Below are 23,854 nucleotides of genomic sequence, written 5' to 3' on the forward strand. Positions count from 1 at the left end.
TCCTCCTACTTTTATGTAAATTATTGATTTACTTTTACCATCGATGGGCGAATTACACGGTCTTTTAATTTATAACCTTTTTGGAATTCTTCCACAACCGCATTTGATTCAAATTCGCTGTCTTCTACTTGCATAACAGCTTGGTGTTCATGAGGATCAAACTGTTTACCAACAGCTTCAATCGCTTCTACACCCTCTTTTGTCATCGCTTCTAACAATTGACGATATACCATTTCCATCCCTTGTAATAAGGACTTCATTTGCTCATCAGTTGCTTCTACTTGCATCGCTCTTTCAAAATTATCAAGAGCTGGCAAAATATCTGAAACAAGACTTTGTGCTCTATATTTTTCAGCAGCCTGTTTATCCATTTGAACACGACGCTTATAATTTTCAAAATCAGCTTGTAGACGTAGCATACGGCCTTCCGTTTCCGTCAGTTTCGCTTGCAATTCATCTACTTTTTCTTGTAAAAGAGCAGCCTCACTTTTTTCTTCAACAGTTTCTTCGCTGTCTTCAGATGTTACGGCTTCTTCAACTTGTGCTTCTTTTACTTCTTCTTTCACTTCTTCTACAACTTGTTCGTTACGCTCTTCCACAATTTTCACCTCCTTAAAAGGTATTAGGTATCATGCATAGCATGATTACCTAAGTATAGTTATATATTACACACAGTGATGTATTGCTTATCACTTGAGCGAATGTATTCTTCTTTATTCTTTATTTTTTTAGTCCATCTGTAATTTGCCTTGTAAATAACTGCAACAAACTAATTACACGAGAGTATTGCATTCTCGTTGGACCTAAAATTGCAATTGTTCCAAGTTGTTCTTCTCCAATCGAATATGTTGCAGAAATCAAACTACAATCTTCCATGGCTGTCGCAGAGTTTTCCCTACCAATTTTCACTTGAATACCAACTTGTTTATGACGCAAAATATCATAAAACTCAGCTTCGTTATCAATCATGGTAAGTAAAGATCTAACTTTTTGAATGTCATGAAACTCTGGTTGCGAAAGCATATTTGCCTTCCCTCCAAAGTATATCTTTTCCGATAACGGAACTTGAAATGTACCATCCAATATTTTTATTGCACTATCGTAATTATGAACATACCCACGCAATACCGTAACAATCTCCTTAAAGATTTTATTATGGAGTTCCGACATTGGTACGCCCGATAGCTTTTCATTTAAAATATTAACCATTTTTTCTAAATCTGATAAATCAACAGATTCCGGAACGGTAATCGTTTTGCTTTGTACATGCCCTGTATCCGTTACAATAATAGCGACTGCGGTTTGACGATCAAGCGGAACAATTTGTACGTTTTTAAGTTTATTTGTGCTTAACTTCGGTCCAAGAACAATGGCCGTATAATTTGTAAGCTCTGATAAAATTTGAGCTGATTGTTGTGCAATCTTTTCCGCTTCAAAAATTCTTTCAGCAAATAAATCTTTAATTTGTACAATTTCATCGTTCGGTAAATTTTGCGGCGCTAAAAGATGGTCTACATAAAATCGGTATCCTTTTTCAGAAGGAACGCGTCCAGAAGAACTATGCGTTTTCTCAATAAATCCTAGTTCCTCTAAATCAGCCATTTCATTTCGTATAGTAGCTGAACTAAATGTAATTTCATCTTTTTTAGCCAACGTCCTTGACCCAACAGGTTGCGCTGATCCAATAAAGTCATCAATAATTGTTTGTAAAATTAAGAGCTGACGTTCCGTAAGCATCTCATCATCACCTCTGTTAGCACTCTTTGTCTTCGAGTGCTAAATCTATTAATAACTTACCAAAATTGACATTCAATTGTCAACGGAAACGTCACGAAATAATGAAACTTTTTCACGTTAATGGAACATTTAATTAGTCAATCAAAAATGATTGGAATACTTCATTCCCTAATAATTTTCCTTTTCGCGTTAAACGAACATATCCATCGCTCTCTTCAAGCAATCCTTGTTCTTGGTTGTTTTGTAACTGCTTCGCGAAAACTTGATCCATTTCCATATTAAATTTCTTTTGAAACGCTATTTTAGATACACCTTTTGTTTTTCGGAGTCCTAAGAACAACTCTTCTTCCATTTTTTCTTTCTCCGTCACCACGTGAACATCTAAATACGGAAATCCGGTTTCATCGATTTTATTGAAATATTGCTTGAGCGGCCCTACATTTTGGATACGTTCTCCATTTACATAACTATGCGCTCCAGCTCCAAATCCATAATACTCTTCATTATTCCAGTATGTGAGATTATGTCTACTTTCATTATTACCTTTTGAAAAATTACTAATTTCATACTGGGTATAGCCATGTTTCTCCATTTCATCCATTACCATTTCGTACATTTTCGCTTCATGGTCTTCACCTGGAAGTCTTAATTTCCCTTTATTCATTAAGTTATAAAATACTGTTTTCGGTTCCACAATTAATGAATATGCCGAGAAATGTTGTACACCAAGCGTAAAAGCAATGTCTAATGTTTCTTTTACATCTTCTATCGTCTGTCCTGGCAGAGCATAAATAATATCTACATTTATATTTTTAAAGCCTACTTCCTGCGCTTCTCTAATTGCTACAAACGCATCTTCTCTCGTATGCTTACGTCCAATTTTCTCAAGCAATTCATCTCGAAATGTTTGCACCCCAAAACTAATTCGGTTCACTCCACCTTCTAGCAATACATTTAATTTCTCTTTCGGCAAATCACCTGGATTCGCTTCAAATGTTAATTCACAATTCGGGGCAAACGGACGTAAACGACGATTTATAATATTTAATAATTTCTTTGTCTGTTCCATATTTAATGCTGTTGGAGTTCCCCCGCCAACAAAAATCGTTTTCATACTATCAAACGGTACCTTTTGAACTGTATTTATTATTTCTTTCTCTAAATACTCTAAATATTGATCGACCGGCTGGCGTTCAATAAACACTTTATTAAAATCACAATAGTGACAAATATGCTGACAAAACGGAATATGAATATATGCAGCTTGCACCAAAAATAACTCCTACCTTTCTAAAAAGAAAACCTCCGCGCTCGGGAGGCTTCTTTTACTTCTCTAACGTATTACGAATTTGTTCCATTCGCATTTTTCCCCAATCATACATCATTTCAACGATTGGTAAAAGCGACATGCCTAATTCCGTCATATAATATTCCACTCGCGGTGGAATTTCCGGGTATACTGTTCGATCAACAATCCCATCTTCCATTAACTCTTTTAATTGGTTTGATAAAACTTTATGAGAAATGCTCGGAAATAATCGCTGTAATTCACTAAAACGATGAGGCCCTTCCACACCAAGATGCCACAATATTACAACCTTCCACTTTCCACTAATAATAGAAAGCGTCAATTCCTTTTCACAATTAAAATTGCCATTTTGTATTTTTTCTTGAATATCTTTTCGAATATTTTCGGACATTAACAAACTCCTAACTTTATATGAACTAAAAAGCTCTCTCACTATTGTAAATGAGAGCTACTCAGATGTCTAAAAAGTAATTATACGTAAAAAAGAAGCCGCATAAACGACTTCTTTTTTTCATTCCAACTATTAGTTGTCATCCATTTTCAGTACAGCCATGAATGCTTCTTGCGGTACTTCTACAGAACCAACAGACTTCATACGTTTTTTACCTTCTTTTTGCTTATCAAGAAGTTTACGCTTACGAGAAATGTCACCACCGTAACATTTCGCAAGTACGTTTTTACGCATCGCTTTAATTGTAGAACGCGCTACAACTTTGTTTCCGATCGTCGCTTGAATTGGCACTTCGAACTGCTGTCTTGGAATTAATTCTTTTAATTTTTCTACGATTACTTTACCACGGTCATACGCTGAATCACGGTGTACGATAAATGATAGAGCATCGACTTGCTCAGAATTTAAAAGAATATCCATTTTCACAAGTTTAGATGGCTTGTAACCAATTAACTCATAATCAAATGATGCATATCCTTTCGTATTTGATTTCAACTGATCGAAGAAGTCATATACGATTTCTGATAATGGGATTTCATATGTCAATGTAACACGCGTTTCATCTAAATATTGCATATCAATAAACGTTCCGCGTTTACCTTGGCAAATTTCCATTACAGCTCCAACATAGTCATTCGGAACCATAATTGCTGCTTTAACAAATGGCTCTTCAACACGATCAATTGTCTGTGGATCCGGCATATTAGACGGGTTATCGACAATCATGTCTTCACCATTCGTTAAGAATACTTTATAAATAACACTTGGCGCTGTTGTAATTAAATCAATTTTAAATTCACGTTCAATACGCTCTTGAATGATTTCCATATGAAGAAGTCCTAAGAATCCACAACGGAAACCAAATCCTAGCGCTTGAGATGTTTCTGGCTCAAACTCAAGAGCAGAATCGTTTAATTCTAATTTCTCTAGCGCATCACGTAAGTCGTTGTAACGTGCAGAGTCAATCGGGTACAGACCACAGAATACCATTGGATTTAATTTACGGTAACCAGGTAATGGCTCAGCTGCTGGACGTTTCGCATGTGTAATCGTATCACCAACGCGTGTGTCACCAACATTTTTAATCGATGCCGCTAAGAAACCTACATCACCTACTGTTAACTCATCACGTTGCGTAGTTTTCGGTGTAAACACACCTACTTCTGTTACTTCAAATTCTTTTCCAGTTGCCATCATACGTACTTTATCGCCAACTTTTACCGTTCCATTTACAACACGGATATACGCAATTACACCGCGGTATGGATCATATAAAGAGTCAAAGATCATACATTGTAACGGTTCTTCTGAATCACCTGTTGGTGCTGGCACTTTTTCAACGATTTGTTCTAAAATCTCTTCGATACCAATCCCAGCTTTTGCCGAAGCAAGTACAGCTTCTGATGCATCTAACCCAATTACATCTTCCACCTCTTGGCGTACACGCTCTGGGTCTGCACTTGGTAAATCGATTTTATTAATAACCGGTAAAATTTCTAAATTGTTATCAAGCGCTAAGTATACGTTTGCTAACGTTTGCGCTTCAATACCTTGCGCTGCATCTACTACAAGAATTGCACCTTCACAAGCCGCTAAACTACGAGATACTTCGTACGTAAAGTCGACGTGTCCTGGTGTATCAATTAAGTGAAGAATATATTCTTCGCCGTCTTTTGCTTTATAGTTTAATTGTACTGCGTTTAATTTAATTGTAATACCACGCTCACGCTCTAAATCCATAGAGTCAAGCAACTGAGCTTTCATTTCACGTTGTGTTAACGCGTTTGTTTTCTCTAAAATACGGTCTGCTAACGTTGACTTTCCGTGGTCAATATGAGCAATGATAGAGAAATTACGAATTTTGGACTGTCTTTTTGCTCTTTCTTCTTTGTTCATCTATGTTCTCAACTCCTAATAGTCTCGCCAATATACACTAGCACTGATTATATCAATAGAGCAGCAAAGATTCAATGAAAACTCGTGCTGCTTACAATACAAATCATTCTATTTATATCTTATGCGAACAAACCATAAGAGACAAACCTTTTTCAAATTAAAGAACGGCTGTCTTACAAACCTGTAAAACAACCGTCCTCCGTTTGACTCTTAACTAAAAATCCCTTTTACTTTCCCAACAACTATATCTGTTCCAAACTTTGTTATTTCATAGGCAACGCTTGCTATCGCCATACCCATTCCTTCTACAATATTAAAACTTTTTAAGCTTTCTAATTGTTTTTGTTTTTCAGTAGCGGAAAACGAACCTTCCAAAGTTTCTGATTCAGTGGCCTCACCTTTTGTTCCTGTCATATGAGCGATTTGTTCATACGACATTTGCTGATAACCTTTCATACTTTTCAACCCATGATTTGCAAGTGCCACCCCTGCTATTACCATAAGTAAGCATATAGCCACACTACATATACATAAAAGCGAAAAGCGGCTTACATGATTATCGTCACTTCCCATCAATGTGTATATGCTCCTGTATTATCTTGGTCAATTTGATGATGCAGCGCTGCATTTAAACCACTTGCTATTACATTTGCCATATCCTCTATGAAGGCATCCACTTCTTTCGGAGTCACCATTAAATTATGACCAAGAGGAGATAACACTTCATAAATTAATTTTCTCTTCTCTTCATCTTCCAGTGTACCTACAGCACCTAAAAACATATTCCGGCTCTTTTCATCCGGCATATCCTCTTCTGTTAATTTTTTCTTTTCTCCAAATGTAAAACCAGCCGGCAACAAAGATCGGGAAGGTTTATTTCCTTCTTTCATCTCCCGTCCAAAATGTTTCAAAATAAAATCAATTGTATCGCTTGTAATCGAAACGGCATCCACCACAGTCGGAACACCAATTGCGATAACAGGAATACCTAATGTTTCTTTACTGAGTTCCTTACGTTTATTCCCAACACCCGACCCTGGATGAATTCCTGTATCAGAAATTTGTATCGTACTATTTACCCTTTCAATAGAACGAGCAGCTAATGCATCAATTGCAATGACAAAGTCTGGCTTTGTCTTCTCAATGATTCCATAAATAACATCGCTCGTTTCAATTCCTGTAATCCCCATTACCCCCGGCCGAATTGCACTAACAGGCCTAAACCCTTCTTCTACACTTTCAGGCTGCAATTGAAACAAATGTCTCGTTACCAATACATTTTCTACAACTATCGGTCCAAGCGCATCCGGCGTTACATTCCAATTTCCAAGACCAACAATTAAACAACTCGCTTCTTTCGTAACGCCAACCTCTTCTAAGAAATAAGAAAATTCTTTTGCAAAAATACGCTCTACTTTTTGTTGCAGCTCCGTATCTTGTTGACGTATACCTTGTACTTCAAGCGTTAAATAATTTCCAGGTTTTTTACCCATCGAGTCAGAGGCAGCTTCATCAATTGTAACTTTTGTAATGGTAATACCTTCTTCTTCCCTCTCTTTTACAATAACGCCTTGTATCCCTTTTTGCTCTTCTTGACGCTCTTGCAGCATTTGATGCGCCTCTACAGCAAGATCCGTTCTAACACTATATTTACTTAAATCTAATGGTTCTTTCATCGTATCTCCTCCGTCATTCATAGTAAATATCGTTAGATTTCCCAAAGTTATATAAGGTCATTCTTTCCTTTACGTGAAATTTCATAGATATACTATTGCAATTCTCTTCACCGTTTGATAGAATATCACTTGTTCTATGTTAAGAATCGAGTCATTCGATTGCACCAGGGAGGTGAAAAGTATGGCAAACATCAAATCTGCTATCAAACGCGCTAAACTTAGCGAAGAGCGTCGTGCACATAACGCTTCTATCAAGTCTGACATGCGTTCTGCTGTTAAAACTGTAGAAGCTTTAGTTACTAATAACGATCTTGAAAATGCTAAAGAAGCTTTCAAAACTGCTTCTAAAAAACTTGACAAAGCAGCTCGTAAAGGTCTTATCCACCAAAACGCTGCAGCTCGTCAAAAATCTCGCTTAGCGAAACAAGTAAACGCGTAAGGCGTTTAAAAAACGATCCATTCGGATCGTTTTTTTATATACAAAAAAGTTCACGCTCTTAGCACGTGAACTTTTTTTGTTTCATCACATATGATTTAACCGCATTAAGAAAAACTCGAGCACAAGTTTTTTATCCATTTTTCCCGTTTTCATACTATAATCAGCTTCCGCTAATTCCATTATCACTTTTTTTAATTCTTCAAAAGAGAAAAACTTCGTTTGATTCATCGCTAATTTTACACGATATGGATGCACACCAATATGAGACGCGATTTGATTTTGGCCGTAACCACGCTGCTGTAACTCTTTCACTTGATGCAGTAAACGAAATTGACTTACTAATAACGCAAGTAATTTAATAGGTTCCTCCTGTTGCGTAAATAATCCATCCAAAATTTGCATTGCACCCGCGATATCTTTTTTTACCACTTTTTCTGTCAAAGCAAACACATTTTGTTCAACTGATTTTGGCACAAGCTCTGCAACGAGTTTCGGTGTAATGTCTCCGCCCATACCGACATATAACGTTAACTTGTCCATTTCCTTCGCCAACATCGTTACATTACTTCCCACAAGCTCTAACAACAAACTAACAGCCGCATGATCAATATGCACATGCACTTCATCTGCCCGAGCAACAATCCACTTCTGAACATCCTGCACTTGCATTGCATTCGCTTCTACTACATCCGCTGTTTTCTTTAATAGTTTTGTAATTTTTTTTCGTTCATCCAGCTTTTCGTAAGGCGCAACAAAAACAAGAATAGAAAAGGGAGAAGGTTCCCCGATATATTCTTCTAAAATTTTTATATTTTGTTCTAACTTTTCTTTTTGTGAAGTTAAAAAGAGTGGTGATTTTATTAATAACACTTTACGTTCTCCGAAAAAAGGAAGTGTACGTGCATCCTCAACCACATCTTCTAAATATGCTTCTTCTAAATCATATGTAACAACATTAAACTCGCGATCTTCCTCTTCAAGCGCTTCTGTTGTAATAAGCTTTATCGTTTCATTTATAAAAAACGCTTCCGTTCCATACAGTAAATATAACGGAGCAAACTGCTTCTTTTTAATCTTTTTATGTATATCACTCATACTTTTCCTACTCCCTAACTTGGCAATATATATTTATACTAATGCCCTAGCTTTTGTTTTACAAGTACAAAGGAACAGGCAATATAACCCGTCCCTTTATTTATATTAAACGCCACGCAATAAGCCCCGGGTTTCTTATTGGTGTGCGGTAATCACCTTCCCTTTATTATTCGCAATAAAAATTCGAGTATAAGTGCCAACTGTTAACATGCTTGGAAACAAAAATTTACATTACTTCATGATCTAAAAGTAGTAAAAACGCTCTATTTCTCCTCACATGGAAATTGTAGATTTTTTTCTGACAATATTTTATACTAAAGTGGAATGTTGGGGAGGGATTCTAAATGAATGATTTTGAACAAAACGTTCAAAGTAAACGCAATGACGCTATTGATTCAGGGGTAGGATTTATCGTCTCATTTGGTTTTTTCGCAACACTTTTCATCATTGCAACTGTTATTAAATTTATCGGTTCTTAAAGACTGCTGCTTACTGGCAGTCTTTTTTATCTATTATGTGTTTCATCATATGTGATTTTGCTGCGAAAGGTTCCGTTTTCCCCTTTAAAAACATAGGAAATAGCCCCTTGCTTATCCGTACGCCATATTTCAATCCCCCTCTTCTCAAAACGCTCTATAACGTCCTTATGAGGGTGCCCATACCTATTACGCTCACCGGCAGAAATAACCGCTATATTAGGCTGTACGACGCTCAGAAAAGTTGTTGTAGATGACGTATTACTCCCATGATGAGCAACCTTTAAAACATCCGCTCGCAACTCTGGATACGTAGCTACTAAAAATTTCTCACCTTCTTCTTCTAAATCACCTGTAAACAACCACCTTAGTCCTCCTAATTTTGCCAACATTACAATTGAAGCGTTATTTTCACTGCTCTCCTTCCCTGTTGGCGCTAATACGAAAAATTCCGCTCCATTTATGCTCCAACTTTCTCCTTCTCTCACTTCTCTTATTTTCACTTCCTTTTCTAAAGCCTGTTTCTTTACTATTTTTTCTAATTCCGCATCTTGTTCCTTTCGGCCAAATACAACTTCTTTTACGGTTATATTTGATAATAACTGTTGCGCAGCACCTATATGATCCGCATCTCCATGCGTTATAATTAATTTATCGATCTTTTTAATACCTTCCTTTTGTAAATAAGGAATCAAAATATCATTTCCGATAGAAAATTCATGCTTTTTACGTTGCCATTCTTCCTTGTTTGGACGAATTGTTCCACCAGTATCAATAAGGTAAATCTCTTGATCATACGGGAGGCGAATTAATATTGCATCTCCCTGTCCAACATCGAGAAAGGTAACACTCCCACTTTCTCGAAAATACGGATATACATAATGGCATGTACTAATAAAAAGAAATACACCCGCAGATATAAACAGAATCCCCTTCGTCATTCGCCTTTCCCAAACCATCAATATACTAATAATACTCACGCAATATAGGGCTACAAGAAGTATAGGTGTTTGTCCGAAATTAAGACGGGTAAATGGTAAGTTTTCGCAATAACTTAAAAAATCATTAGAAAGATTCAAACCTATTGATAATACATTCCCAAGCCTTTTTGCAAGAAACGGAATGATCGGTATACATATCAAAATAACAATACTGCACGGCAATACAACGAGAGATAAAAACGGAACGTATAGGATATTTAAGAAAATACTATATGGAGAAAAATAACCGAAGTGATATAACAAAATCGGAGTACTAACGAGCTGTGAAATGAAAGAAATATAAATAGAATTTCGAATTACTCCATTACCACTCTCTAGTAAAAGCGAGGCAGATAAAAGTAAAGCAAAACTACCGACGAAAGAAAACTGAAAACCAATATTAAACACGAGATATGGATCAAATATAAGCATACATATAGCTGTTATACTTAAAGCATCTAAGCTAGATAAACGAATAGAACACATAAAAGCAATTAACATGAAAACTCCTGTTATAGAAGCTCTTATAACAGATGGTGACGCTCCTGCTAAAATCATATATAGCGGAATGCAGAAGATAAGACATACTGTTGTTACCTCCCTTGTCACACCGCTTCTTAGCAAAATAAAATACACGATTACCATTAACAATACGATATGCGATCCTGAAATCGCCAACAAATGCACGAGACCGAATTGTTGATATTGCTCTTCAACTTCAAATGTCATTTGTTGTCTATCACCAAATACTAATGCATTCATAAAAGCGCCTGATTGTTCTGGAAACATTTCTGTAACTTCTGAGATTGCTTGTTGCCTCAAAAGAAGAATCCATTGCACGAGTGATAACGATGTTTTATGGCATTCAGAAATATATGTAGCGTCCAATATGAAATGAATATTTTGCTTATATAAATAATCACGATAATTAAACCCATGAAAATTCCGAGCTATTTGTGGTTCTTTCCTCTCACCTTCGAATACACATGATACTCCTGCATGTAATTGTCGCATCTGTTTCTTTTCCAAGGCTGATTTCATTTTGTAACTTAACTGCACTATATTTTTATTCTGATCTTCAATTTGAAACGAGAGGCGATCTCCATTAATAAGAGGTGTATTATGTATCATCCCTCTTGTAGCTTCGTAGGACTCTCCCAGAGGCTTGTTTTGCCCTTGAACATACGTGGTGTATATAGCGCCACTTAAACACGCTATCATACAATAAAAGAAGGTTTTACGCGAAGTACGATACAAACAAAAGAAAACATTTAGAACGAGACAACAAATTAGCCATACAACTGAAGAGGAGAAGGCAATTGCAATCCCAATTATAAATGAGATTGCAACATAGCCCCATTGTCCTTGCAACTCATACTCACTCCTTATAGCATCATTTTTGCTTTCGTGAATACATGCTGTAATTCTTCCATTGATAAGTTCTCTTTTTCTAAAGATGCAAATAGTTCTTTTAACTCCATATGACGCTTTTGATCCTCTAATGCTGCAATATCGTATTCTAGCGGAACGTGTTTCACTGTTACATTCGCTTTTTCAAATAACTCTACGGCATACGGATGATTTTTATAATCCTGTGCATAATAAACTGCTGTAATACCACTTTGAATAATCGCCTTACAACATTGTAAACAAGGAAAATGCGTAACATAAATTTCCGCTTCCTCCGTTTTCACGCCAAATTTTGCACACTGTAATAAAGCATTCATTTCTGCATGAATTGTACGAACACAATGATTATCAATAACGTAGCATCCATCATCTATACAATGTACGCCACCTTTAATTGAACCATTATATCCACCAGCAATAATTCGTTTATCACGAACAATTGTCGCTCCTACTGCAAGCCTTGTACATGTACTACGTAAAGATAACAAATGGCTTTGCGTCATAAAATATTGATCCCATGAAATTCGTTCCATATTCTTCACCTACTTTTTCGTCTACTTGTAGTGTAGCGAATGAAGAAAAACTTCGTCAATCTTTTACGGAATAATAATTTGATCTTTTATTTTCTCCAAAGACTTCACACCAATCCCATCAATCTCTAACAAATCTTCTATTTTTTGAAACGGACCATGTTCCTCTCGATATTTCAAAATACTTTCTGCTTTCCGAGAACCAATACCTGTAATTTTTTCAAGTTGTTCTTTAGAAGCTGCATTTATTTGAACTTTTCCCTCTCCCTTTGAAACAGCAGCTACCTCTTGCACTTGTTCGTTTTTATTCGGTACATAAAGAAGCATTTGGTCTTGTACCATTTGCGCTAAATTTACCTTCATCCTATCTGCCTCAGGCAAAAAACCACCTGCTTTTTCAATGGCATCCTTGACCCGGTCCCCTTCTTTCATTTCATACACCCCCTCTTTAACAACAGCCCCTTTCATATCAATTACAATTATTTTTTTCTGCTGCTTTGTATCCGATATTTTCGGTTTACTTTTCTTCTCTATATCTTTCGCTTGAACATCCGTTGCAATAGCTGATCGCTCTGTATGCTCGTTCGTTTTCCAGAAAAGAAGAAAAAGCACAGTTCCAATAATAGCTGCTAATCCTAACCATTTCTTTGGAAAATCCCACATCATTTTTCACCTCTAATCATAAATTTATAACATCATTCATATTGTTTAGGAGAAAGCTGTTACGAAGGAGGGATGAAACATTGAACATAGGAATTATAGGGACAGGAAACATGGGGAATATACTAATCGATGCATTTTTAGAAACCCGTGCTACCAAACCTTCGTGCCTTACGATCATTAATCGAACGCCCGCCAAAGCATATCATATAAAGGAAAAATACCCTTCTGTTCATATAGCCAAAACTATTGATGAGGTAATCGAACGATCACATCTTATTTTTATTTGTGTAAAGCCGATAGATATATACCCAATCTTACAAAAATACGCCGAACATTTTTCTGATGAAAAGTGCTTAGTTTCTATCACAAGTCCAATATCTCCATCACAATTAGAGACACTTGTACCTTGCCATGTTGCTCGTATTATTCCGAGCATTACAAACCGCGCCCTATCCGGCGCATCACTATTTACATTTGGAAGTAACTGCTCTAAAGAATGGCAACAAAAACTATTTCGCTTATTCAAAAACATTTCTACTCCCCTTGTAATAGAAGAAGATATAACGCGCGTTTCATCTGATATAGCAAGCTGCGGCCCTGCATTCTTTAGTTATTTATTACAATGTTTCATTAATGCTGCTGTAGATAAAACAAATATTACACATGAAGAAGCCACTACTTTAGTAAGTGAAATGGTCGTTGGAATGGGGAAACTACTCGAAAAAGGAATTTTCACATTGCCTACTTTACAAGAAAAAGTATGTGTGAAAGGCGGCGTTACAGGAGAAGGTATTCAGGTTTTAGAAGAACATGTTGGAGATATGTTTCATAAATTAATCGAGCGGACACACGAGAAATTTGATGAAGATTTAAAATGCGTTGATCAGCAATTCAATAAACACACATAATAAATACGTCATCGTCATTCCAAATCCTTTTTATAAATACTTAATTTTTCACATTACATTTTTACTTAAACTAGCATTTTCACAATTCACGTATGTCATTTTCTTATTATCCTAGAACTAAAATTACAGCTTCTTCACAAAACAAAAGCAACCTTCTCGGTTGCTTTTGTTTTATCCGTTTTTCTTCGCCATGAAGAAAATACGCTCTGTTTGTTCTGTAACTTCAAGTCGCTCAAAGTCACCAGTTACACGAAGCACTGTAAAACCAGCTTCTTCAAGCCATTTCGTTAACTCTTCAACCGGATATGCACGTTGTACGTGACATTCGTCAAAACGATGGTACACATCTTCTTCTGGGTCTTGAACAAAGAATGTTAAATCATGTTCTACACTATTTGAATCTTCACCAGGGAAGCAATTCCAAATAAGAGATATTTCTTCTCCATTCACTGTGTATGTTTCATTTTGAAATACATGATGTATTTTATATAAAGAATGTACATCAAATAAAAACAAACCATCTTGACGTAAATGATGAAACACTCTTCGGAATGTTTCTTGCACTCCATCTTCTTGCAATACATAGTTTAATGAATCACAAAAGATCGTTACACAGTCAAACTCACCTGGAACATCAAGCTCCCGCATATCTTGTTGGTAAAAAGGAATAAAATATCCTGCCTCGCCTAGTTTTTGCTGTGCGACTGCTAACATTTCTTCCGAAAGATCGACACCGATTACATCGTAACCCTTTTGTATAAGCGGAAGCGTTACATTACCAGTACCGCATGCTACATCAAGAATCTTTGCCTCTTTCATATCCGCTTGCTGCAAGCTTTCCTCTGTGAATTCCACCCATTTATCATAAGGGACATCATTCATTAGTTCATCGTACAGCAACGCAAATTGCTCGTAGTTCATTGGCCTAACTCTTCTGTAATATCTTCACGTGGCACATCGCCCCATAGACGCTCTAAATTATAGTGATTACGCTCATCTTTATGGAATACATGAGCAACTACATCTCCAAGGTCAACTAATACCCAGCGAGCTTCGTCAAAACCTTCCATACGTTGTACGTCGATTTGGAACTCGTGTGCTTTCGCTTTAATTTCACGTGCAATTGCTTGCACTTGCTTATCTGAGTTACCGTGACAAATAATGAAATAATCTGCGATTGGTGAAATACCTTGCATATTTAGGACCACCATATCTTCTGCTCTCTTATCATCAGCTGCTTTTGCTGCTAATACTAATAAATCTTTATCTTTCATTTACTCATTTCCTCCTTGATAACTGCATTGTATGTTTGGAATGTTAATGGATAAATCGTTTGATCTTTTTCCATTAAAAATTGAATTGTTCTCTTTAACGCAAATAATAAAGCTTGATCTATATCCGTATATGCGAGTTTACGAGCTTCCTCCACCCCTGGAAACTTTCGCCCAGGCTCAATATAATCAGCTACATAAATTACTTTATCTAACATCGTCATTTTCTCATGACCACTTGTATGATATGTAATAGCTTGCAGGATTTCAGGATCTGTAATACCTACTTCTTTTTCTACTAAGTATGCCCCAACAGGTGCATGCCATAACTCTTTGTTATAACAAAGTAAATCTTTCGGCAAACCTTCACTTTTAATGATCTCTTCCATCTCTGAAATCGCTCTACACTTCGCATAATCATGGAATATAGCTGCAACTTCAGCCTTTTTTTCATCCACACCGTATAATTTAGCGAGTTCAATTGCCGTCTCCATTACACCAATTGTGTGTATATAACGTTTTTCATGCATTTGTTGTTTCACAATATGAAGTGCTTCCTCACGATTCATACAACCCATTCCTCTCGATATATACCTGTACTTTTTCAGGAAGTAAATATTTGCATGTTTTCTTCTCTTTATATCTCTCACGTAATAAAGATGAAGAAACTGCAAACTCCGGAATTTCCACAGTGGTGATAGGATAAGGTGTATGCAATGTATAACCCGGTCTTGCAACCCCAACAAACGTTACAAGATCAAGTAACGCTTCAATGTTATACCACTTCGGTAAATACTCAACCATATCTCCACCAATAATAAAGTGAAACTGCACATCCGGATGCTTCTTCGTTAATTGTAGCATAGTGTCATACGTATAAGATGGGCCCTTCCTGCTTAGCTCTTCTAAACAAATAGAAAAATGTTCCTCTTCCTCAGTCGCAAGTTCTAACATTTGTAAGCGACTTTCTACACTTGTAATATTCCGCCCTTGTTTATGCGGCGGAATTTGGTTCGGTAAGAACCATACTTCTTCTAAATTCAAAGCATGATATACTTCATTTGCAATGAGCAAATGTCCATAATGTGGCGGATCAAATGTACCGCCAATGATGCCAATTTTCCTCAAAAGAAACGCCCCTTCCTTTTACATACAGCAACTCTCTTCATTCCTAACAGAAGAGAGTTGCTATTAATAAAAGTTCAATTGGTTTCGCTCTCTACATCATTACGCATCAACGATAAAAATAGCGCATGCTAATCTTTTTATCGAGGAAGCTTAATTTGTTTATTTTCTCTTGACTCTTTGTATAAAACGATTGTGCTTCCAATTACTTGAACGATTTCCGCACGTGCACCTTTTGCAAGTTCTTCCGCAACTTCACGGCGATCGAATTCACAGTTTTGTAGCACACTTACTTTAAATAGCTCACGAGCTTCTAAAGTATCTGCGATTTGTTTAATCATATTTTCATTTACTCCGCCTTTTCCTACTTGAAAAATTGGTGTTAAATGATGTGCCTGTGCACGTAAAAATCTTTTTTGTTTTCCTGTTAACATATATGTTAGCCTCCAAGCTTTCTTATAACTAATTGTTTCATTCGTTCGATATTTGGCGTGCGCCCTGTCCACATTTCAAATGCAAGCGCTCCTTGATAAACAAACATATCAATACCATTTTGAATCATTGCACCTTGCTCTTTCGCCTCACATAAAATTTTAGTTTCAAATGGATTATAAATTATATCTGATACAATCGTTCCCTTTTTCAACGAAGAAATTTGTAACGGCGTATGTTCGACACGTGGATGCATACCTATTGTTGTCGTCTGAATGATAATATCATAATTCTCTTGTTCTTCTGTTGCTTTCTCTAACGATAAAGCAACAGAATGAACAGTAGCCGTACATGCAGTAATAAGTTCTTTCGCCTTATCTACTGTACGATTCGCTACATCAATCTCTTTCACACCTACATCAGCAAGTGAAAAATAAATAGCTCGACTAGCACCACCTGCGCCAAGCAATAAAATACGTTTCTCTTGAAGTGGTTCACTACTAATGGACTGCAATGCTCGGACAAAACCAATTCCATCTGTATTGTAGCCAATCAATTTCCCATCCTTATGAACCACCGTATTTACTGCACCAATTTGTTTTGCTAGCGGGTCAATCTCATCCAAATAATCCATAATCGCAACTTTGTGCGGAGTTGTTACATTAAATCCTGAAATACCTAACGCTTTTAAACCTCTTACTGCTTCCCCTAGCACTTCCTCTTTAACAAGAAAGGCATGATAATGGGCATCCATATTCAAGTGTTCAAATGCATCGTTATGCATAACGGGTGATAATGAATGTCCAATTGGATTTCCGATTACACCATATAATTGTTTCATAAATCCCTCTCCATATTAAATTAAAGATTTACGCAATGAAACACTTACTCCTTTTGGTACGTGTGCAACAATTTTTGCTCCCGGTTCGTTCACAGTAACCCATCCTAATCCAGAGAATACAACATCCGTTTTTGGTTCACGAATATTAAACTCGTATTTCACTAGCTCTGGCATATTTTCTAATTCTTCTGGTGTTGGCGGGCTTAGTAAATCCCCTGCATGATTTTTATACAATTCATCTGCTTTCTCAAGCTTTGTACGATGGATTGTTAAACGATTTGAGAAGTGACAAGTAAATGCGCGACGACCGCCACTTACGTAATCAAAACGTGCCAATCCGCTAAAGAACAATGTTTGTTCTTCATTTAATTGGAATACCATTGGCTTAATTTCTTTTGTTGGTGTAATAAGCTTTAAGCTTTGTTTTCCAACATAATGAGCCATTTGATGGTGGTTAATAATACCTGGCGTATCATATAAAGAAGATTCTTCGTCTAACGGGATATCAATTAAATCAAGCGTTGTTCCTGGGAAATGAGATGTTGTAATTACATTTTCAGTCTCATCACTAAATTCTTTAATCATACGATTAATGAATGTTGATTTCCCTACATTTGTACATCCAACAACGTAAACATCTTTTCCGCCGCGGTAATACTCAATCGCATCTGCCAGCTCAGCAATCCCTTGTCCCTTCGCTGCACTAATTAAAAAGACATCTTCTGGCTTTAATCCTAGCTGCTTTGCACTATAGCGCATCCAATGCTTTACTTTATCATGTTTTACTGACTTAGGAATTAAATCAGCTTTATTCCCAACAAGTAATACTTTATTATTTCCCACGAAACGATGTAAGCCAGGTAACCAGCTACCATTAAAGTCGAAAATATCTACAATTTTAACTACTAACGCATCCGATTTTCCAATACCGTTTAGAATACGTAGGAAATCATCATCTGTTAATGAGACATCTTGAATTTCGTTATAATGTTTCAATCGGAAACAGCGTTGACAAATTACTTGTTCTTTTTCTAAAGATGAGGCAGGAGCATATCCCACTTCATTTTTATCTTCTGTTTGAATTTCTACACCGCAACCAATACATTTAATTGTTTCAGTCAAACTTTATTCCTCCCAGTTAATTAAACCTTTTTTCTTCATGTTTCTCATAATTCTTCGTTCAATTTTTCGATTAAAGCGCGTTACTAATCCGTCTGTTTGTGCTACTGGTACAACTAAAATTGTATGCAGTCCAACTCGGTTTCCACCTAGCACATCTGTCAGTAACTGATCCCCAATTACTACAACTTCATCTGGTTGCAACTGCATCTCTCGTATCGCACGCTTAAACGCACGAACAAATGGCTTACGCGCACTATGAATAAATGGAATGCCTAATGGATCAGCAAAATCTTTCACTCGTTGCTCATTATTATTTGAAACGACCGTTACTTGAATGCCTTGCTCTTTCATTTTCAAAAACCATTCTTCAAGTTGTGGCGTTGCATTTGGACGATCCCATTCAATTAAAGTGTTATCTAAATCAGTAATAACACCTTTAATTCCACGTTTCTTCAAATCTTCTGGTTGAACATGATATACATTTTTCACATATTCATTTGGTAAAAATAGTTTCAATTTCTTTCACCTCTTTGAGGAGTTTTCATAAAAATTTTTCGACAACATATTTCGATATATGGCCTGTGGATAAAATTGTACACATTTTCCACATTAATATTTCAGTTAATTTGGAATTTACTAACAATCTATACACATTTTATCCACCTAGGTATGTGGATAACCACTCGTTTGTGACTGTCATATTTTTTTGGTACATTAAATGCAACAACGAATCAATCCTTATATTATTAGGAGGTGACTCACCTTGAAAACAAAACATATGGAACAGTTATCTACTGAGTTACTCACTGAGTCTTATTATAAAGCAAAAGAACTAAAATTAAATCCCGACTTCATTTTACTTATAAAACAAGAAATTATTAGACGCTCATTAGAGGACAAGCTTGTTAAATCGTCTTGATTACATATAAAGTGGAATTTTAATTAACTAACTTGTAAAAAGAGCCATCCTGCGATGGCTCTCGAATAAACAAGTACTCCCATCTAGGGAATTTCATCATTACGCATCTTTGTCCATAAATCTTGCTTACAGTTATAAAATCTTTTTTACTTATGAGCCAATCGAGTAGCAATTTTTTCACCAAGGCGAAGCTCTTGCCCACTCTTCAATTCTTGCACTACTTCTATCATATCTTTTTCAAACAATAACACAACTGTTGAACCGAATGTAAAGTATGCCATTTCTTCACCTTTTTGAACAGTGTCTCTTTCATGCAGCAGCTCAATACTATTTACAAACATAGCTCCTACTTTTACAAGCGCCATATGTTCACCGTCACTATTCACTTCTGTAACGGAGCGATAGTTTTTTGACAATGGTTCTTTCCCGTATTCCATACCAGCTGCATTTACCGGATATGATTTTCTACCGAGTACAAATCTTTCAGTCACAGAACCAGAAAGCGGACTATGAATACGATGATAATGACTTGGGCTTAAATAAATAACCATATATGTACCACCTGCATATCGCTGTGCACGTTCTTCATTACCTAGCATATCCACAATCGAATAACGCTTGCCTTTAATATCAAATGTTTTTGTGTCCTCAATAGGACCGTGATCAGCAAAAACACCATCAACAGGACTAACGATACTCGATGCATCTGTATCAATACTACGCTTTCCTTCTTTTAGCTTACGTGTAAATAATTCATGCAATGTTCTATATTCCTTCAAACCCTTTTCCATCTCATCTTGATTAATTTGAAATACTTTCGCATACGATGGAATAATGATAGAGCTCAAACGAGATTGTGCAAATTTACGTAATATATAAGAAGTAAAACGACCATTTGTAAGTTCGATCATAAGTCGATATAATGTACGTCGCAAATTGCGGAACCTCCTAATCAGTCTATAACTTTAGCTTCCCCTTCTTTTCCTTCTATATCATATGTAAAATTAGTTCTTATTCCCACATATCATATAGAACCGCCATATTATACATGCAGAAAACTAAGTACGGTATCATTCTTAAATTGTTTAGCACCTTCTAATATTACAGATAGAATCCGTCATTTTCAACAGTGAACATGGATTTCTTCTGAACACAACTCTTTTTCTTTCCTTATTTCCAAAAAGAAAAGCAGCCCATTTTAAAATACGGCTGCTTGTAATGTACATTATTCTTTTGCTTTTTTCTCTTTCTCTGCTCTTACAAATTCATGGAACATTTTCATTAAAGCGCGCTTTTCAATTCTTGATACGTAGCTTCTGGAAATACCAAGTGCCTTCGCAATCTCTCGTTGCGTTTTCTCCTTATCAAGCCCCAGTCCAAAACGCTTCACGATTACTTCTTTCTCTCGTTCGTCTAAAATATCGATATACTCTTTAATCTTTTCTAACTCCATACTAAGCTGGATCATATCAATTACATCTTCAGACTCTGATTTTAATATATCAATAAGCGATATTTCATTCCCCTCTTTATCTTGCCCAATTGGATCATGAAGTGAAACGTCCTTTTTCGTTTTCTTTAATACACGTAAATGCATCAAAATTTCATTTTCAATACAGCGTGCTGCGTACGTCGCAAGTTTTGTACCTTTTCCTGCCGAATAGCTCTCGATTGCTTTAATGAGCCCGATTGTACCAATTGAAATTAAATCTTCTGCATCTTCCCCTGTATTTTCAAATTTTTTAACGATATGAGCTACAAGCCGTAAATTATGTTCAATTAACAGATTCCTCGCTTGAGCATCACCTTGCTCCATTAACTCTAAGTACTTTCTCTCATCGTCTGATGATAATGGCTGCGGAAACGCATTGTTCTTCACATAAGAAACAAAAACAAACACTTCTCGAACCATATATCCAATTGCGGCGAATAGACTCAAACCTTTCACCTCCGCCAAAATAGTGGTCTTTACTAAGTGTATGTGGGCATGAGGTTGTTTGTGTCTGTACAGTTTATTTATAAAACTCACCACTTCCAACATTTAAAATATTTTATTGTTATATTATAATTATATAAAATTGTTATTTATATATGAATATGCTATTAAAGGGGACACTATTCATGCTCACATTAGATCGATTATTAAATGTAACAATTTATTTAGGGGTATTTTTACTTTTCATTTCATTCATTACTTTTGTTATTAAGAGAGGGCCTGATTTATTATTTTTTCAATTTGGAATTTCCTTGTTTTTTGGAGCTCAAATTATAATTGGAATGAAATTTTTTCATAACTATGGTTTCTCCTTTCACTCAAAATTAGAACTACTTATCTTTATTTTCTATGTAATTGGATTTATTACATGTATACTATTGTTCTTTCACTTTCAAAATCCCTATCGAATTTTTTTATTAATTTGTAGTTTTTTATTTTTAACTGGATCCAATTATTACTTTAAAGAAACATTAAAGTTTAGTAAAAAAATTCCAAAACAATATAAAACTTTTTTAAATACACAAGAAGAAGACTCTTTCCCAAAAGAAGTCCGTAAATTTTCGGAGGATTACAACAACATAATAAGGAATGATTTTTATGAAATACCGATGATTCCTACTGAATTACAGATTACAAGCAAAAAAGATTCTTCCCATAGTACATCTTTCTTAGTTGAACTTCATAATATGGAGGATGAAATTACTGATGACTCTGTACAATTAACTCCATCAGACCGTTTTTATATACTGTTAAATACACAAAAAACAAAAATATCAAAAATAGTATATGAAGGGCGAGATTTTTTCACATTAACAGTCACACTAAAGGCTCTTAATTTACAGCAGGAACCAGAAATTCATAATATGTTTTTAGAAATAGATAAACGTAGAGCAATGAATCTTCTTGATTTCGAAATTAAAGCCCACTCTAAAGAATGGAAAGTAACATTTAAAAGTGATAGTTCTCCTTCCAACCTTCCTATCACATTTACATTTGAAAAACGAACAGGCAAATTATAAAAATAAAAAGAGTTATTTTCTTTGAAAAATAACTCTTTTTATTTTACTTGCTCCAAATTTTCTCACCAGTATGCGCATCAATATAACGAATTTCTCGACTACAGTCGAAGGATTCTTTATGATTTTCATCCGTTGTTTGTTTATACAATAGTTCGTAATTTGTTTCCTCTACCTCATTTTCTAAAAACCATTCTAAATGAACTCGCATAGCCCTTCTGTATATTTCTAACGCTTTTTCCTTTGTTACTTTTGGTGTTGTTTCGTATGTGAGCAATTCTTTTATAAAATTGCTAGACTCTCCAGAGTAGTGCATCACAGCACCATTTTCCGCGTTGATATTGATCATAAAGTGCTTATACTCTGTCGGAATACCATTCACATATACGGAGAAGTTAAATCTTTCAACCCCATCTTCTGCTTCTTCACGTTCCTCCCAAAGACGAAGATATTGTGTGATATCCGGAATAACACACTCTAAAAATTGAATTGCTTTTTGTAAACATTCCTCTCTAGACAGTATTTGTTTTGCTTCTTTATCTTCTGTCAGTTTTATAAAGCCAATTAATTCATTGGTTAATTTGTCAACCGTAATACCAATCAAATTATTATATTTTAACATCGGTAAATGCTTTTTAAAGAATTCATTCATTAAATATGGATTCTTTTCTTCTTTCTGTTTTTGTAATTCCTCTTTCGGAACAAATTTCATCCTTATTTCATAATTATTTTCCGTCTCATCTACTTTTGCAAAACTTTCTTTATCCCAGTCAAATAATTCGAATATGTCATCTTGCCGGCTACCTTTTTCTATTTTTTCAACAACTACTGTTGGTGGTAATTTATAATGTTCTGGCCCATATAAATCTTTACCTGTACTTGCATCAATACATGCATGACTAGGCTCTGGTTCATATACAAGATGGTACCCTTTTACTTCTTCTCCATTTTCATACTCACATGAGGAGTGTGTTAAATCTACAAATGCAAGTCTCATATCTTGTCTAGCCTTCAAATTTTCTAAGACGACGTTCTCCTCAACAATATCACTTGGCCATAACGGTTTTTTCTCGATAGCTTTTTGTCCATTATAATGAAAATGCATCACATCACCTAATGGATGTACTTGCACAACACACCCCGTATTCGGCAATGGATAGCCATTCACTTCTTGCATATAATTTACTTCTTTCCAACCGCGCCAATCATCCTTAACAGTTACATATGTATAAAATTCATATCCTTCTTTTGTATATTTTTTTAAGAATGTATTTGCAACCTCTCTTGCTTTATTCTCTTCTATCGCTTCCTTACCGCTCGAAAAAGCTTTTTCATCCTCTATCCTAAAGTCAATTAAATTACCAGTATGTCTATTCAACGTAATCTGTATCGTTCTCTCCCCATCCCCTTTATGTTCCCACCATAATAGATGATATGGGTCATCCACACCTTCTTGATCATCTACAACAAGCCTATAATCATCTGGAATGTCCATAATATGAGCCACTTGCTCTTTTCTTTCTTTATCTTTTTGATTCATCATACCGCTCCCTTTATTACAA

The 23,854-nt window shown here is 35.8% G+C and carries 27 protein-coding genes; 5 read left to right on the forward strand and 22 right to left on the reverse strand.

What is annotated here, in order from left to right; translation table 11 throughout:
- Nucleotides 1-20 precede the first annotated feature (20 nt).
- The 7 genes from grpE to gpr form a co-directional block, all read right to left on the reverse strand.
- Nucleotides 21-599, reverse strand: coding sequence for a nucleotide exchange factor GrpE (gene grpE / locus ACTFSI_RS03950; RefSeq protein WP_000392720.1), 579 nt, complete (start codon nucleotides 597-599; stop codon nucleotides 21-23).
- Nucleotides 600-720: 121 nt separating this feature from the next.
- Nucleotides 721-1,737, reverse strand: coding sequence for a heat-inducible transcriptional repressor HrcA (hrcA, locus tag ACTFSI_RS03955; protein WP_000954950.1), 1,017 nt, complete (start codon nucleotides 1,735-1,737; stop codon nucleotides 721-723).
- 133 nt (nucleotides 1,738-1,870) lie between these two features.
- A complete protein-coding gene (hemW, locus tag ACTFSI_RS03960) occupies nucleotides 1,871-3,010 on the reverse strand; it encodes a radical SAM family heme chaperone HemW (protein ID WP_025991619.1) in 1,140 nt (379 codons plus the stop codon).
- A gap of 52 nt (nucleotides 3,011-3,062) precedes the next feature.
- Complete coding sequence (locus ACTFSI_RS03965; protein ID WP_001293546.1) at nucleotides 3,063-3,437, reverse strand: winged helix-turn-helix transcriptional regulator; 375 nt, start codon at nucleotides 3,435-3,437, stop codon at nucleotides 3,063-3,065.
- 132 nt (nucleotides 3,438-3,569) lie between these two features.
- Complete coding sequence (gene lepA, locus ACTFSI_RS03970) at nucleotides 3,570-5,393, reverse strand: elongation factor 4 (RefSeq protein ID WP_001030957.1); 1,824 nt, start codon at nucleotides 5,391-5,393, stop codon at nucleotides 3,570-3,572.
- A 210-nt stretch (nucleotides 5,394-5,603) separates the two neighbouring features.
- Nucleotides 5,604-5,966: a YqxA family protein gene (locus tag ACTFSI_RS03975; RefSeq protein ID WP_000534316.1), complete on the reverse strand. Its 363-nt coding sequence runs from the start codon at nucleotides 5,964-5,966 to the stop codon at nucleotides 5,604-5,606.
- On the reverse strand, nucleotides 5,966-7,069 hold the full coding sequence (gene gpr, locus ACTFSI_RS03980) for a GPR endopeptidase (protein ID WP_000662632.1): 1,104 nt from the start codon (nucleotides 7,067-7,069) through the stop codon (nucleotides 5,966-5,968). Before gpr ends, ACTFSI_RS03975 begins: the two co-directional genes overlap by 1 nt.
- 181 nt (nucleotides 7,070-7,250) lie before the next feature.
- Here gpr and rpsT point away from each other — a divergent pair, with 181 nt between their 5' ends.
- The gene (rpsT, locus tag ACTFSI_RS03985; RefSeq protein ID WP_001274011.1) at nucleotides 7,251-7,508 is read left to right on the forward strand and encodes a 30S ribosomal protein S20; all 258 of its coding nucleotides are present in this window, start codon (nucleotides 7,251-7,253) and stop codon (nucleotides 7,506-7,508) included.
- Between the two features lie 84 nt (nucleotides 7,509-7,592).
- On the opposite strand, the gene holA is transcribed toward rpsT, so the two are convergent.
- A complete protein-coding gene (gene holA / locus ACTFSI_RS03990) occupies nucleotides 7,593-8,603 on the reverse strand; it encodes a DNA polymerase III subunit delta (protein ID WP_001279918.1) in 1,011 nt (336 codons plus the stop codon).
- A 344-nt stretch (nucleotides 8,604-8,947) separates the two neighbouring features.
- Here holA and ACTFSI_RS03995 point away from each other — a divergent pair, with 344 nt between their 5' ends.
- A complete protein-coding gene (locus tag ACTFSI_RS03995) occupies nucleotides 8,948-9,082 on the forward strand; it encodes a YqzM family protein (protein ID WP_000997609.1) in 135 nt (44 codons plus the stop codon).
- A gap of 26 nt (nucleotides 9,083-9,108) precedes the next feature.
- Here ACTFSI_RS03995 and ACTFSI_RS04000 read toward each other — a convergent pair whose 3' ends face one another.
- The 3 genes from ACTFSI_RS04000 to ACTFSI_RS04010 all read right to left on the reverse strand — a co-directional run bounded on the left by ACTFSI_RS04000 (nucleotide 9,109) and on the right by ACTFSI_RS04010 (nucleotide 12,665).
- Nucleotides 9,109-11,430, reverse strand: a complete 2,322-nt coding sequence (locus ACTFSI_RS04000; RefSeq protein ID WP_044793780.1) for a DNA internalization-related competence protein ComEC/Rec2 — start codon at nucleotides 11,428-11,430, stop codon at nucleotides 9,109-9,111.
- A gap of 14 nt (nucleotides 11,431-11,444) precedes the next feature.
- A complete protein-coding gene (locus tag ACTFSI_RS04005; RefSeq protein ID WP_000439783.1) occupies nucleotides 11,445-12,002 on the reverse strand; it encodes a ComE operon protein 2 in 558 nt (185 codons plus the stop codon).
- Nucleotides 12,003-12,065: 63 nt separating this feature from the next.
- Nucleotides 12,066-12,665, reverse strand: coding sequence for a helix-hairpin-helix domain-containing protein (locus ACTFSI_RS04010; RefSeq protein WP_070806850.1), 600 nt, complete (start codon nucleotides 12,663-12,665; stop codon nucleotides 12,066-12,068).
- Between the two features lie 77 nt (nucleotides 12,666-12,742).
- On the opposite strand from ACTFSI_RS04010, the gene comER reads away from it, so the two are divergent.
- Nucleotides 12,743-13,570 carry a late competence protein ComER gene (gene comER / locus ACTFSI_RS04015; protein ID WP_275893769.1) on the forward strand — a complete coding sequence of 276 codons (828 nt, stop codon included), beginning with the start codon at nucleotides 12,743-12,745 and terminating at the stop codon, nucleotides 13,568-13,570.
- Between the two features lie 171 nt (nucleotides 13,571-13,741).
- Here comER and ACTFSI_RS04020 read toward each other — a convergent pair whose 3' ends face one another.
- From ACTFSI_RS04020 to ACTFSI_RS04055, 8 genes are all read right to left on the reverse strand, one after another.
- A complete protein-coding gene (locus ACTFSI_RS04020; RefSeq protein WP_001105566.1) occupies nucleotides 13,742-14,491 on the reverse strand; it encodes a class I SAM-dependent DNA methyltransferase in 750 nt (249 codons plus the stop codon).
- Entirely contained in the window at nucleotides 14,488-14,844 is a 357-nt protein-coding gene (gene rsfS, locus ACTFSI_RS04025; RefSeq protein ID WP_000653200.1) for a ribosome silencing factor, read from the reverse strand. The genes ACTFSI_RS04020 and rsfS overlap by 4 nt, the downstream gene beginning before the upstream one ends.
- Nucleotides 14,841-15,410 carry a bis(5'-nucleosyl)-tetraphosphatase (symmetrical) YqeK gene (gene yqeK, locus ACTFSI_RS04030; RefSeq protein WP_001078246.1) on the reverse strand — a complete coding sequence of 190 codons (570 nt, stop codon included), beginning with the start codon at nucleotides 15,408-15,410 and terminating at the stop codon, nucleotides 14,841-14,843. Before yqeK ends, rsfS begins: the two co-directional genes overlap by 4 nt.
- Complete coding sequence (gene nadD / locus ACTFSI_RS04035) at nucleotides 15,400-15,969, reverse strand: nicotinate-nucleotide adenylyltransferase (RefSeq protein WP_001226058.1); 570 nt, start codon at nucleotides 15,967-15,969, stop codon at nucleotides 15,400-15,402. Before nadD ends, yqeK begins: the two co-directional genes overlap by 11 nt.
- Before the next feature lie 137 nt (nucleotides 15,970-16,106).
- Nucleotides 16,107-16,400 carry a ribosome assembly RNA-binding protein YhbY gene (gene yhbY, locus ACTFSI_RS04040; RefSeq protein WP_000955224.1) on the reverse strand — a complete coding sequence of 98 codons (294 nt, stop codon included), beginning with the start codon at nucleotides 16,398-16,400 and terminating at the stop codon, nucleotides 16,107-16,109.
- A gap of 5 nt (nucleotides 16,401-16,405) precedes the next feature.
- Complete coding sequence (gene aroE / locus ACTFSI_RS04045) at nucleotides 16,406-17,239, reverse strand: shikimate dehydrogenase (RefSeq protein WP_044793776.1); 834 nt, start codon at nucleotides 17,237-17,239, stop codon at nucleotides 16,406-16,408.
- Nucleotides 17,240-17,254: 15 nt separating this feature from the next.
- Nucleotides 17,255-18,361, reverse strand: coding sequence for a ribosome biogenesis GTPase YqeH (yqeH, locus tag ACTFSI_RS04050; protein ID WP_000140795.1), 1,107 nt, complete (start codon nucleotides 18,359-18,361; stop codon nucleotides 17,255-17,257).
- A 3-nt stretch (nucleotides 18,362-18,364) separates the two neighbouring features.
- Nucleotides 18,365-18,877, reverse strand: coding sequence for a YqeG family HAD IIIA-type phosphatase (locus ACTFSI_RS04055; RefSeq protein ID WP_000765311.1), 513 nt, complete (start codon nucleotides 18,875-18,877; stop codon nucleotides 18,365-18,367).
- A gap of 247 nt (nucleotides 18,878-19,124) precedes the next feature.
- On the opposite strand from ACTFSI_RS04055, the gene ACTFSI_RS04060 reads away from it, so the two are divergent.
- A complete protein-coding gene (locus ACTFSI_RS04060; RefSeq protein WP_000850094.1) occupies nucleotides 19,125-19,280 on the forward strand; it encodes a sporulation histidine kinase inhibitor Sda in 156 nt (51 codons plus the stop codon).
- A 146-nt stretch (nucleotides 19,281-19,426) separates the two neighbouring features.
- Here ACTFSI_RS04060 and ACTFSI_RS04065 read toward each other — a convergent pair whose 3' ends face one another.
- Nucleotides 19,427-20,215, reverse strand: a complete 789-nt coding sequence (locus tag ACTFSI_RS04065; protein WP_001254997.1) for a phosphatidylserine decarboxylase — start codon at nucleotides 20,213-20,215, stop codon at nucleotides 19,427-19,429.
- A gap of 290 nt (nucleotides 20,216-20,505) precedes the next feature.
- A complete protein-coding gene (gene sigK, locus ACTFSI_RS04070; RefSeq protein ID WP_000051382.1) occupies nucleotides 20,506-21,219 on the reverse strand; it encodes an RNA polymerase sporulation sigma factor SigK in 714 nt (237 codons plus the stop codon).
- A gap of 182 nt (nucleotides 21,220-21,401) precedes the next feature.
- Here sigK and ACTFSI_RS04075 point away from each other — a divergent pair, with 182 nt between their 5' ends.
- Nucleotides 21,402-22,295, forward strand: a complete 894-nt coding sequence (locus ACTFSI_RS04075; protein WP_044793773.1) for a hypothetical protein — start codon at nucleotides 21,402-21,404, stop codon at nucleotides 22,293-22,295.
- Between the two features lie 43 nt (nucleotides 22,296-22,338).
- Here the strand turns inward: ACTFSI_RS04075 and ACTFSI_RS04080 are convergent, their stop codons facing one another.
- Nucleotides 22,339-23,832, reverse strand: coding sequence for a YcdB/YcdC domain-containing protein (locus ACTFSI_RS04080; protein ID WP_440045240.1), 1,494 nt, complete (start codon nucleotides 23,830-23,832; stop codon nucleotides 22,339-22,341).
- Between the last annotated feature and the right edge of the window lie 22 nt (nucleotides 23,833-23,854).

This window comes from Bacillus cereus group sp. MYBK101-2, assembly GCF_051918845.1.
In the GTDB taxonomy this organism is placed as follows: Bacteria; Bacillota; Bacilli; order Bacillales; family Bacillaceae_G; genus Bacillus_A; species Bacillus_A paranthracis.